This is a genomic window from Rhizobium sp. AP16 (genome assembly GCF_000281735.1).
Classification (GTDB): Bacteria; Pseudomonadota; Alphaproteobacteria; order Rhizobiales; family Rhizobiaceae; genus Rhizobium; species Rhizobium rhizogenes.
In genome coordinates, this window is record NZ_AJVM01000001.1 from 496,794 (window position 1) to 508,488 (window position 11,695).

The 11,695-nt window shown below is 58.7% G+C and carries 9 protein-coding genes; 6 read left to right on the plus strand and 3 right to left on the minus strand.

The genetic code is table 11. The features are described from left to right. From PMI03_RS02285 to PMI03_RS02310, 5 genes are all read left to right on the plus strand, one after another. Positions 1-993: a dihydroxyacetone kinase subunit DhaK gene (locus tag PMI03_RS02285; protein ID WP_007689443.1), complete on the plus strand. Its 993-nt coding sequence runs from the start codon at positions 1-3 to the stop codon at positions 991-993. 13 nt (positions 994-1,006) lie between these two features. Continuing rightward, on the plus strand, positions 1,007-1,657 hold the full coding sequence (gene dhaL / locus PMI03_RS02290) for a dihydroxyacetone kinase subunit DhaL (RefSeq protein WP_007689445.1): 651 nt from the start codon (positions 1,007-1,009) through the stop codon (positions 1,655-1,657). 157 nt (positions 1,658-1,814) lie between these two features. Then, positions 1,815-3,911 (plus strand): bifunctional sugar-binding transcriptional regulator/dihydroxyacetone kinase subunit DhaK, encoded by a 2,097-nt coding sequence (locus PMI03_RS30825; RefSeq protein WP_007689447.1) that lies wholly within the window; start codon positions 1,815-1,817, stop codon positions 3,909-3,911. 59 nt (positions 3,912-3,970) lie between these two features. Further along, the gene (gene dhaL / locus PMI03_RS02305) at positions 3,971-4,618 is read left to right on the plus strand and encodes a dihydroxyacetone kinase subunit DhaL (protein WP_007689449.1); all 648 of its coding nucleotides are present in this window, start codon (positions 3,971-3,973) and stop codon (positions 4,616-4,618) included. A 159-nt stretch (positions 4,619-4,777) separates the two neighbouring features. Further along, the gene (locus PMI03_RS02310) at positions 4,778-5,995 is read left to right on the plus strand and encodes a patatin-like phospholipase family protein (protein ID WP_007689451.1); all 1,218 of its coding nucleotides are present in this window, start codon (positions 4,778-4,780) and stop codon (positions 5,993-5,995) included. Positions 5,996-6,443: 448 nt separating this feature from the next. On the opposite strand, the gene PMI03_RS02315 is transcribed toward PMI03_RS02310, so the two are convergent. From PMI03_RS02315 to PMI03_RS02325, 3 genes are read right to left on the minus strand one after another with little or no spacing between them, the layout of a single operon-like run. After that, complete coding sequence (locus PMI03_RS02315) at positions 6,444-7,565, minus strand: siderophore-interacting protein (protein ID WP_007689453.1); 1,122 nt, start codon at positions 7,563-7,565, stop codon at positions 6,444-6,446. A gap of 19 nt (positions 7,566-7,584) precedes the next feature. Further along, the gene (locus PMI03_RS02320; RefSeq protein ID WP_039973564.1) at positions 7,585-8,709 is read right to left on the minus strand and encodes an ABC transporter substrate-binding protein; all 1,125 of its coding nucleotides are present in this window, start codon (positions 8,707-8,709) and stop codon (positions 7,585-7,587) included. Between the two features lie 7 nt (positions 8,710-8,716). Beyond that, positions 8,717-10,867, minus strand: coding sequence for a TonB-dependent siderophore receptor (locus PMI03_RS02325; protein WP_007689456.1), 2,151 nt, complete (start codon positions 10,865-10,867; stop codon positions 8,717-8,719). Positions 10,868-11,026: 159 nt separating this feature from the next. Here PMI03_RS02325 and PMI03_RS02330 point away from each other — a divergent pair, with 159 nt between their 5' ends. Beyond that, entirely contained in the window at positions 11,027-11,677 is a 651-nt protein-coding gene (locus PMI03_RS02330; protein WP_039973586.1) for a TetR family transcriptional regulator, read from the plus strand. The last annotated feature ends 18 nt before the right edge of the window (positions 11,678-11,695 follow it).

Below are 11,695 nucleotides of genomic sequence, written 5' to 3' on the forward strand. Positions count from 1 at the left end.
ATGCAACGGTTCATCAACAATCCCGATGAAGTCGTCGAAGACACCGTAAAGGGCTTCGTCAAGGCCCATTCGGGGACCGTACGCCTTGCTGAAAACCCGCGCGTCGTCGTTGCGAAAAACGCGCCTCAGGCCGGTAAGGTCGGCGTCATCACCGGCGGCGGTTCCGGCCATGAGCCCGCCTTCATCGGTTATGCAGGCAAGAACATGCTCGACGCCGTCGCCGTCGGCGAGCTCTTCTCTTCGCCGACAGCCAAGAGCTTCTACGATGCCGTTCGCGAAGCCAATGGCGGGCGCGGCGTGATCTGCCTTTACGGCAATTACGCGGGCGACAACATGAACGTGAAGATGGCGATCAAGCTCGCGGCCAAGGATGGCATCGAGGTTGCAACCGTCGTTGCCAATGATGATGTCTGCTCGGCTCCGCCTGAGGAGCGCGAGAAGCGTCGCGGCGTCGCCGGCGAAATCTTCATGTGGAAGATCGGCAGCGCCAAGGCTTCGACGGGCGCCAGTCTCGAAGAAGTACGCGCCATTTCCCAGAGGGCGATCGACAATTGCCGCTCCGTCGGCATCGGTCTCGGCCCCTGCACGCTGCCGGCCGTCGGCCATCCGAATTTCAAGATCGAGCCCGGCACCATGGAGGTCGGTATCGGTCATCATGGCGAGCCTGGGGTTCGCGTGGAGCCGCTGAAAACGGCCGAGGAAATCGCCAAAACCATGAGCCAGATCGTTCTGGACGATCACAATCTCGCCGCCGGTACCGAGGTGGCGGTGCTGGTCTCGGGTCTCGGCGCCACGCCGGTCAACGAGCTCTACATTCTGAACGATACGATCGAGACGCAGATCACCACGCGTGGCCTCAAGATCTACAAGACTTACGTCGGCAACTATTTCACCTCGCTCGAGATGGTCGGTGCGACACTGACGGTACTGGCTCTTGACGACGAGATGAAAGAGCTTCTCGACGTCGAAGTCCATTGCACGACATTGCTTTGAGGGAGACAGGTCCATGCAGACATTTAGCAACGCAACGGCTGGCGACATCGTCCTGGCAATGGCCGACCGGATCGTCGAAAATCGCGCCTATCTCAGCGAGATCGACGGCAAGATCGGCGACGGAGACCACGGCGTCAACATGGCCAAGGGCTTCGGCATGGCCGCGGAGCGCATGAAGGGCAAGTATCTGTCGCTTGCCGCATCGCTCGATACGTTGGGCACCGTCCTGATGACCGAGATCGGCGGCTCGATGGGGCCGCTCTACGGTATGATGTTCATAGAGTTTGCCGAGAAACTGGAGGGTGTCGACGCCATAGATAGCGCAACCTATAGCCGGATGCTGCATGCGGGCCTTGAAGGCATCCAGGCAATCGGTTCGGCGAAGGTCGGAGACAAGACGCTCCTCGACACGCTCGTTCCGGCAATCGAAGCCTTCGATGGCGCGATTGCTGCTGGAAAGTCGTTTGTCGATGCGCTCGATGCACTGGTGGCGGCGGCCGACGCGGGCCGGGATTCGACGCTCAATCTGGTGGCGAAGATCGGCCGTGCGAGCCGTCTTGGCGAACGCTCGCTGGGCGTGCTGGATGCCGGGGCGACCTCCTGCGCGATCATATTGAAAGAACTCTCTTTCGGAGCGCGCGAAAGGCTTCAATCGGCATCGTAATCTCAAGGGCTTTGTTCGCCCTTAGACCGACCTCCCAAGGCTGCTCGATCCCTTTATCGTCGATGGGGTCGCGCGCCGCCCCTTTCTCTGAAGAAGCATTTGCAAACATGCTCTATTGCTTCCATCTTCGGACGACAAAAGGGAACCGCGGACAGTCATGACAGGCAAGACATCTTCAGTCGGAAAAACCGGTGTGGGCAAGGCGGGCGTGCCGGAAACATCCGACGCCATGCCGTTGCGCTACGGCGACGATCCCTACGTCTGGGCCTGCTGGCTCTATTATGAGGATGGCAGGACGCAGGGCGATATCGCGGAGATCATGGGCATTTCGCGCGCGACGGTGAACAGCTATCTGGCCGATGCGCGCAGCCGGGGGATCGTGAACATCTCCCTTGAGCCTTCACGGCTGAGTTCGCTTTCGATCGCCATGGAACTGAAACGTCATTTCGGTTTGCACGACTGTCTGGTCGTCCCCAGCGACGACGGAACGCGGCCGTTGATCGATCGTCTCGGGACAGCGGGTGCTCAGGCGATCGCCAAGCTCTTGAAATCGGGCGATACGCTGGCAGTCGCCTGGGGGCGAACGGTCCTGGCGATCGCCGAGCAGGCGTCCGTGCCCAATCTGCAGGATGTCACCATTGTCCAGGCGACCGGCGGCACGCGGGCGCGCTTTGCCTACACGCCCGAACTCTGTGCGGCGGCTTTTGCCAATGCAGTCGGCGGAAAGCTGATCAATATCACCGCGCCGGCCATCGTCTCGACCGGAGAGGTGCGTGACATCCTGCTGCGGGAGCCGCTGGTGGAAGACCAGTTCGCAACGCTTTCCAAAGCCAACAAGGCGCTATTCGGCATCTCGTCGCTGCGCCCGAATTCGACAATCCACAGCAGCGGATTCTTTGAATCCGTCTCGCTCCAGGACTATCTCGCGAAGAACGCCGTCGGGGTCGTCGCCGGCCGCTTCATCGATCCGAAGGGAGAGCCGGTTGCCGGTCCGCTCGACGACCGGACCATCGGCATATCCCTCGACATGCTGAAGGCGATCGGGCTGCGCATCGCGGTTGCCGGCGGCTTCGACAAGGTACCGGCGATCCTCGCGGCGCTGCGTGGCGGCTATATCAATGTGCTGATCACCGACGCCGCCACCGGCCGGGGCATCCTCAATGCCGACGGCGTAACGGAGATCGACCAGAAGATTTCGCAGCGCTCCAGAACCGACAATACCGTGCCACTACCCAGCAGCTTTCGCACCCACATCAAGAAGTTCCTGAACAATCCTGATGATGTCGTCGATGAGATGCTTGACGGTATCGTCAAGGCGCATGCCGGCCATGTCGCGCCCATCAAGGGATCCAATCGAGCACTCGTTGCGCGGACAGGACCAAGGCCGGGGAAGGTCGGGCTCGTCATCGGCGGCGGCACCGGCCATGAACCCTGCTTCGTCGGCTATGTTGGCAAGGGCCTCGCCGATGCGGTTGCCGTCGGCAACATCTTTTCGTCACCGCCGCCCACGCCGATCCTTCAATGCGCCAGGGCGGCGTCCGGCGGTGAGGGCGTACTTTTCGTCTATGGCAACTATGCCGGCGACGTGATGAACTTCGAGATGGCCGCCGAGATGGCACAGGAGGAGCGGATCGATGTCCGCACCATCCTCACCACGGACGATATCGCCTCCTCTCCCGTGGAGGACAGGGAAGGCCGCCGTGGCGTTGCGGGAAACTTCTTCATCTTCAAGATTGCCGGAGCCGCCTGTGATCGGGGGCTGTCGCTTGATGCCTGCGAGGCCGCGACGCGCAAGGCCAATGATCGAACCTATACGATGGGTGTTGCGCTTGAGCCCTGCTCGCTGCCCCAGACACGGCGGCACAATTTCGAGATCGGTCCCGATGATATCGAGTTTGGCATGGGCATCCACGGCGAGCGGGGCGTCATCCGCGAGAAGATGATGACTGCGGATGAAATCACCGACCGGGTGATGGACCGCATTTTCGCGGAAATGAAGCCGACGCCCGGCGACCGTGTCGCGGTGTTGATCAATTCCTTCGGGGCAACGCCGCTGATGGAGCTCTACATTCTGTTCAGGCGCGTCGAACAGCGGCTGAGCGCGAAGGACATCAGGATAGAAGCGAGCTGGGTGGGGCACTACTGCACGTCGCTCGACATGGTCGGCGCGTCCATATCGATTTTGCACCTCGATCAGGAATTGACCGAGCTGCTGTACCATCCTTGCGATACCGCCGCCTTGAAGGTGGGATGAAGATACGAGACGCGGGTCGGAGAAAACCGGCCGCGATCTCCTGGACTGGGAGGAAGATTATGCCGGAAAACGCGGCGCGACATTTGAGCAGCATGTTTCAGCGCATATCCATAGCGATCACCGCGGAGAAGGATCATCTCTCGGAGCTCGACGGCGCGATCGGAGATGCCGACCATGGGATCACCATGGCGCTCGGCTTCATGGCCGTGAATGCCGAGCTGACAAAACTCGACCTGGAGCGAACGCTTCCCTCTGAGGTTTTTACGGTTGCCGCCTCCGCTTTTCTGGATGCCGTCGGCGCCTCCACCGGCCCGCTCTATGCGACCGCATTCCGAAAGGCGGCGCAAGCCCTCAAGCAGGACGAGTCCCTTTCGGACGCTGGCCAGGTTGCAATCGTCGAAGCGATGACGACCGGGATAAAAGAGCGCGGCAAGGGCCAACGCGGCGACAAGACCATGCTGGACGCCTGGATTCCCGCCACGGAAGCGGCCGTCAATGCCCGGGCAAGGCAATGCGGGACGCGGGAGCTTTGGAACAGCATTGTCGAGGCTGCGGAAACCGGCGCGAATTCGACCCGCTCGATGATTGCCGCGCGCGGCAGGGCGGCAAGGCTGGGAGAGCGCTCGCTGGGCCACGTCGACCCGGGCGCGGCATCGGCTGTGATCATCCTGCGCGCCATGGGGGATAGTTTTTCCACGGGGAGCTGACCTGACGGATCCTTTTGACCAGCGCCGGTTTGCCGAGTTTGGCCATGGTTTGGTCACACGGCATTCACCCATGGAAATATGCGGAACATATCCGCGCCAACAGCCGGCGCTAGAGAACGGTTCACACATGACGCGACAGCTTTCCCCGGAGTATCCGCGTTGCCGAACCGCGACCAAACCTATTACAGGCATCTTTGCCTGTTGATCATCCTGCTTCTTCCCCTTGCGGGCTGCATGACCGTATCGCGCCCGCAATACCGCGCCGACCAATCCTCTGCTGCGGAGGTTCCGGGGTTTCCGGGGGTAAGATCCTATCTCGATGAAGGCTCCAGCTCATGGGAAGACGCCTTTGACTGGCAACCGGCCGCCGCGCAAGGAGACGTCAACTACCTGATAATCTCGGGAGGCGGGGCTGGAGGCGCCTTCAGCGCCGGCGTGCTATCGGCATGGACAAAGACAGGCAAACGCCCACGCTTCGATATCGTCAGCGGCGTCAGCACCGGCGCTCTCATCGCTCCCTTCGCTTTTCTTGGATCGTCCTATGACGATCTGATCGCGCATCTCTACACGAGCGGCGTCGCAAAAAACCTCGTCGACCGCAGGCTGCTGCCAAACCAGATGCTCGGAAAGAGCCTTTTGCGCGGACGGACGCTTCGCAGCATGGTGGATCAGTACATCACGCAGGACGTCCTCGACGCGGTTGCGAGAGAACATCGAAACGGGCGCAGGCTCCTGGTGCTCACCTCCAATCTCGACTCGCAAAGAGCGGTGGTCTGGAACATGGGCGCGATCGCGGCAAGCGGCCGGCCGGGTGCCCTTCAGCTATTCCGGGACGTACTTGTCGCGTCTGCAAGCATTCCCGGCGTATATCCGCCAGTGTTGATCAAAGTGCAGGCGGGAGACCGGCATTTTCAGGAGCTCCATTCCGATGGCGGCTCTTCCTCGCAAATTCTGACCTTCCCGAGCACCGTGCTGGCCTCTGCATCCCGCGCGCCTCGATCAAAGGCCCGGAAACTCGATATTTTCGTGCTCGTCAACAATGCGCTCATGCCCGAATTTTCCAACACGTCAGAACGGACATTGCCCGTCATGGCGCGGGCATATGCCACGCTGATAAAGGCACAGGAGCGCGATGCGTTGATGGCGCTATACGGCTGGGCACGCCGAACCGGCGCGACATTTCATGCTGCGTCGATCGATTGCCAAATTCCCTATGACATCGCTGACCCCTTCAACGATCGTTATATGCGGGCCGTATTCACTTTGGGTGCACGCGAGACATTGAACGGAACCCTTTGGAACGACGTTCCGCTCTTTACCACCGCCACGTCGAATCCCGAGTGCCAATCGGTGCCCACTCAATTGTCAAAGCTTTAGGTAAATCATTGAAATAAAAATGGAAATTTTCTCCGAGAGTTGGGAGATCCGAATGCTATGCGCCAAAATGTTATGATGCTGATTTTAAAGGAAAATTCGGCAGTAGAACTTCCCTATGCTTCCGTCAAAGCTGATCGAAGCAATATGAACATGCCAATCTCGATTGATGGGTCGTCGGTGGACGAAAGGCAGACGTTACGATGCCAGGTTCAAATCCTGCCCCGCAACTAGTTCAATCATAACGCAATCAATCAATTGCCCTGCGGACAGGCAGAAAGATATTGATTGTTTATCAGGAGCATCCGACATTTGCGAGACACGGATCTACGGTTCAGATCCTCTCAAAACCGCCGTTTGCGGCTTCCGTAGGAAACTCCGTCGGGTCAACGGTATGACCGCGTCGGCAATCCGCATCCGCTCAAGGCGAATACTTTGCAACGGTTGCGGCCTACCGCGGGAGATATGCCTCGGCACCCTGCGCAATTATCTGTTCTTCACTGAGGGATTTGTGCCAATATGAATAGAGCACGAAGCGTTCTCTTGGCAATTCTATGTCTTTTCGCAGATGACGATAAATTGCGCTGAAGGTCTTATGCTCACACCCACCCCAGAAAAACGCCTCTTCCCGGTTTTGCGGCCACCGTATCGAGCGTACAGCGTCTGCCAGCAAGGCCGTGGTGCCCGCAACGGCGCCATTGCGATGAAGCCAATGGATCGTCACGCCCACAGGACATTGCAGCGGCAGTTCGTCGGCTTTGGTGTCTATCTCAACGAAAGCATGGCCGGTGGCTTCGCAGGGCAAGGATTCGAGAATTCTGGCGATGCCCGGCAATGCGGTTTCATCACCGGCAAACACATAGAATTTTGCATGTTTTGGCCCATTGGCGGCCGGGCCTAAAACACCCACCAGGTCGCCGGGTCGCGCATCCAATGCCCATCGGGTCGCGGGGCCGGCGTTTGCATGAAGAGCGAAGTCTACTGTGATTTCCTGTCGCTCGGTGTCGATCCGGCGGATCGTGTAGACCCGGGTCGGGGCGGCGGCATTTTCCGGCCAGACGACTTGGCCCCGATGGTCAAGCATCGGCCACAGAGGTTCTGCAACCCCACGAGACTGGAAGATGAGCCGACAGTGAAGCTGGTCGTCGCGGTCATATCGATCCAGATTCTCACCCTTGAAGATTATCCGGCGGAAACGGGATGAAATGTCTTCGATGGATTTCACATGCAGCATCCGAAGATCGTCGGGAAGGGCCGGCGCCGCGTGGTCGCCTTGCCACTGGATGTCCAGCTTTTCGCGTGCAGCGATGAAGCAGATCGGCCCCACCAGAGCGTGCTTCAAACGATTGAGCCCTCCGGGGTCGGCAGCGTCCACGGTCAGTTTGAAGCCGCCTTGGCGGGCCTCGAATGTGGCGTCGCCGAACGGCGACCGGATGTGATGGACTGTCCCCAGCTTCTCAACGGTCATGTCGTGGCTTGCGATGGTTTCCACGATCGGATCGACATATTCGTCGATTTCGGCGAATTGCACGTCCGCGCTCGCGCTATAGCGTCGGTTGGCAGTTGAGTTCATTGAAGTCGGCCTCATAAAATCAGATAGAGGTCCACAACGGCCCCTCGATCGGGAACGCCGCGAAGTCCTTGTTGATCCCGTCCAGGATGGCTTGTGGATCGAGATCGGCGCATTGCTCGGGATGAAGCCATTTGGCAGCCAAAGCCACAAACAGGACATTCAGGGGCAGATTGGATATCAGCCCGGTCCATATGCCGTATACGCGTTTGCCGCGGACGCTCGAAAGCTGGTCGAAGCCCGCTCTGCCGTCGATCAATCGTTGCAGACCTTCGCGGCCGAGCTTCGGATCGATTCCCGGGCCGATGGCGGGGCGGCTACCCGAAGCCCAGCCGCCGCCCGAAGCGATGTAAACCTCGTACGGTGTCGATAGGACATATTCGAGGGAGAGTTGCTGGAACCACGGCGCTGTCACGCCGGGCAGGGGTTGTCCGCCGGCCAGCGCCAGCAATTCGCCCCAGACTTTCCGGCCGGCTGCCCAGCAGCAGTCATCCAGCGTGGACTGGACCTCCAGATAGGTCGTCACGGGCGGCCCATCCTTGACGAGAGCAGCGATCTTTCCCAGTTCCCGGTCAAAAAAGGAGGTGAAAGCCTCCGCCTTCGCCGTTGCGTTGAGAAGCGTGCCCCACAGTTGCATGGACGCCTTGAGCTCAGCGACCGGATCGCTTGCCTGCTCATTGGCTGTGCTGTTACTCGCGGCGTCGCTATAGACCACCGGGATGCCCAGCTGCTTCAGCCTTTCCACCATCGGATTGCTGTCGGCATCTGGCGTCATGAAAGCTGTTGTCACCACGAGATCGGGCGAGAGACTGATCAGCCCTTCCAGGGAGACGGTATCGGGAGATTGATTTCCCACGACCGCGATCGAATGACCGTTCAGAAGGCGTGTCTGCAGAAGCCCGCTATCGATACGATCCACGGCAGCCCAGCCCACGACCAGCGATGCTGGATCGGGGTGCAAGAGAGACATGGTCAAGAGATCGTCGGCTTCGAGCAGGATAATCCTTTTCGGAGGGGCGGCGAGTTGCAACTCGCGCCCCGCCAGATCAATGACCTTAAGCGAAGGTACTGCCAGGGCCGGCCGGCTCCCTGAAAGGATTGCCGTAGCGGCGATGGACGTGCAGAACCGGCGTCTCGTTAGTGTCATCACCGCTTCACCACTTGTACCTCAGGCCAGCCAGAACCGTCCGGCCGTTTCCATACTGGCAATAGTAGTTGGAGCTGCAACTGGAATAATACTCCTTGTTGAGCAGGTTCGTGACGTTCAGCGTTGCCTCAAGTCCCTTGAGTTTCTGATTTTTAACGCCGAAATCGTACTTGAGCGCTGCATCGAGCAACGTGTACCCCTCAGCCTTCACCTTGTTGGCATCGTCGGCGTAGCTCGAACCGACGAAGCGGACGCCGCCGCCGATTGTCAAACCTTCGAGCGCTGGATAATCGAGAGCGTAGTTGGCCCATAGAGAGCCATAGTAGCGCGGCACGGCCTGGGGTTGATTGCCGATGATCGACGTGTCGGTGGATCGCGAGACTTCCGTGTCGAGCAAGGAAATCGCGCCAATCAATTCCAGATTGTCGGTAAGGTTGCCGCGTGCTTCAAACTCCAGCCCGCGAGAATGAATCTCGCCCTGCTGGACGGAAAAGCCGGGCAGGCTGCCAGGAGAGAGAACGTTCTCCTGTCGAATGTCGAAGGCTGAGATCGTAAAAAGCGCGTCAAGGTTAGTCGGCTTGTATTTGATCCCCACCTCATACTGCCGCGCTTTCGTGGGCGTAAACGGATTGCCGTTCGCATCGGTGCCGATGACCGGCTCGAATGATGTCGAATAGCTTGCATATGGCGCAATACCATTGTCGAACAGATACAGCAGCCCCGCGCGATAGCTCGTCGCGTCGCTCGACTGATCGGACGACGTGTGGGCCAGCAGATTGTCCGAATCCTGATCCGTCCAGTCGTGGCGCACGCCCAGGACAGCGCGCAGCCGGCCCAATTCAATCTGGTCCTGGAGATAGACACCCGTCTGGCGGAGAGATTGATCGCTCTTGATCACGGAAGCAAGCGGACCGACGGCCTGGCTGTATACAGGGTTCGTGACATCGATGGAGGTCGCCGCGCCCATCAGATATTCCCAGCTGCTGCTGGAGTGCTGAAGGTCTACTCCGGCAAGCAAGGTATGCTTGGCTGCACCCGTGTCGAATTTGAACTCGGCCTGATTATCGAAAGAAAAGCCCTTGGCATCCTCGATCGAGTGGACGGCATAGCGGGGGATGATGCCCGCAGATGAGATCGCGCCTGCCATCTGCAGCGAACGCATGTCCACATCTACCCCGGAATACCGGAAGTTTGACCGGATCGTCACCTGATCGTCAAAACTGTGCTCGAACCTGTATCCGACGCCATATTGCTTGCGCTCGAAAGAGTCGTAGGACGGATCGCCGATGTCAAAGTCGCGCCCGAGATACTTAGCCAGGTTTGCCGGCGCGAGGAATTTCGGGTAGAGCGAGTTGAAATAGCCGCCTTCGGGATCGCGCTGATAATAGCCGGAAATGACTAGCGAAGTATCTTTATCCGGCTCCCATTTGAGCGATGGTGCGACGCCGATGCGCTTTTCGTCGACATTGTTGTAGCGGGTTCCGGAAGAACGGCCGACAGTCGCAAGTCCATACTGCCAGGTTCCATCCTTTGTGATTGGGCCGGTGGAGTAAAGTCCGCTCTGAATTCGGCCGTCGGTCCCGCCTTCAATCCGCAGTTCGTTCGATTGAACATCGGAGGGTTCGCGACTGACTTGATTGACAAGGCCGCCCGGGCTGATCTGCCCATAGAGAAGGGCAGATGGCCCTTTCAGGACGTCGATATGATCGAGAAAGAACGGATCAATCGATGGTGTGGCAAAGGCCTGTCCGCGTGGCAGCTTCAGGCCGTCGAGATAGCTGACATAGTTGGTCGCAGTGCCGAAAGAGCCGAACCCGCGCAGAAACACAGAGTCATAGCGGGAATTCGAGTCCCTGTCCGAGAGGACTCCGGATGTATAACGCAGCGCCTCGCTGACGGTTTGTGGGTTCTGATCGTCAATCTGTTTGCGCGTCACCGTAGTGATCGATTGTGGCGTCTCCCCGATCGGCGTCACGGTCTTGGTTGCGGATCGGGTCGATTTGGCTACGATTTTGCCGGATGTGTCATTGAGGTCATCTCCACCTTGGACAACGATCGGCGCCAGTTGTGTGCTCGTTTCCTGGGCAACTACTTGCGTTACTGGAACAAGGAAAGTGGATATCAGCAAAATATGTTTTAATGAAAGACTGTGCTTCACGAATTATCCCCATGGTAGAAGCTATCAAGTTTTGATACTTGATTAAATCAAACGGGTACGTCCTGTCCAGTTAATATGAATGTGTTCGTCAACTTTTATGTTGGCAAGCAGGTGCAGGCCCTTAAGACTAGTTGCGGGGGTGATAAATCGGAGAAAATGATGGTATCAAGAAGCGTCAGTGCCGTAACAAGAATAGGTCGCCCTCCGAAAGCAGATCAGGATGCCGCGGCCGAAAGAATTATATTGGCCGCTACGGAACTCTTCGCGGGCAGGGGTTTTGCCGGCACCTCGATGGAACAGGTTGCTTCACACTGTGGAGCGGGTAAGGACACCGTCTATCGCCGGTTCGCATCGAAGGTCGCCCTGTTCGAAGCGGTCGTCGACCACGCGCACAAGCAAGCCGTCGCGAGACTAGCGAAGTTGCCCTCGGTCGCCGGCAACCCGCTTGAACGGCTGAAATCCCTTATGCTCGAGCTTTTGCACGTCAATATGGAGCCGGAACTGATCGCGTTAAAGCGCATCACGTTCAGCGAAGCTGTTGTCTTTGAGAAGAATGGACCGATACCGCCGCAGCCTGATCCGATTATGTCGACGTTGATCGAGATGGTAGCGGAAGCGCAAGAAGTAGGCGCAATCCGCGCGGGAGACCCAACTGAGATTGCCTGTCATTTGATTCACTGTATGGTCGCGTTGCCGACGGCCGCGGCGATGATGGGCAGCAGCGAATTCAGTGCGCGCCGAGATGTCGAAGCGCATTTTCACAGGACATGGCATTGGCTCATCAACGGCGTGACTGGCGAGAAGGCCTAATACCTCCCGGATGTCGGG

Excerpts from the sequence above, each read along its gene's own strand:
- PMI03_RS02315 (WP_007689453.1), bottom strand. The coding sequence starts at position 7,565 with ATGAACTCAACTGCCAACCGACGCTATAGCGCGAGCGCGGACGTGCAA.
- PMI03_RS02320 (WP_039973564.1), bottom strand. The coding sequence starts at position 8,709 with ATGACACTAACGAGACGCCGGTTCTGCACGTCCATCGCCGCTACGGCA.
- PMI03_RS30825 (WP_007689447.1), top strand. The coding sequence starts at position 1,815 with ATGACAGGCAAGACATCTTCAGTCGGAAAAACCGGTGTGGGCAAGGCG.
- dhaL (WP_007689449.1), top strand. The coding sequence starts at position 3,971 with ATGCCGGAAAACGCGGCGCGACATTTGAGCAGCATGTTTCAGCGCATA.
- dhaL (WP_007689445.1), top strand. The coding sequence starts at position 1,007 with ATGCAGACATTTAGCAACGCAACGGCTGGCGACATCGTCCTGGCAATG.
- PMI03_RS02330 (WP_039973586.1), top strand. The coding sequence starts at position 11,027 with ATGGTATCAAGAAGCGTCAGTGCCGTAACAAGAATAGGTCGCCCTCCG.
- PMI03_RS02285 (WP_007689443.1), top strand. The coding sequence starts at position 1 with ATGCAACGGTTCATCAACAATCCCGATGAAGTCGTCGAAGACACCGTA.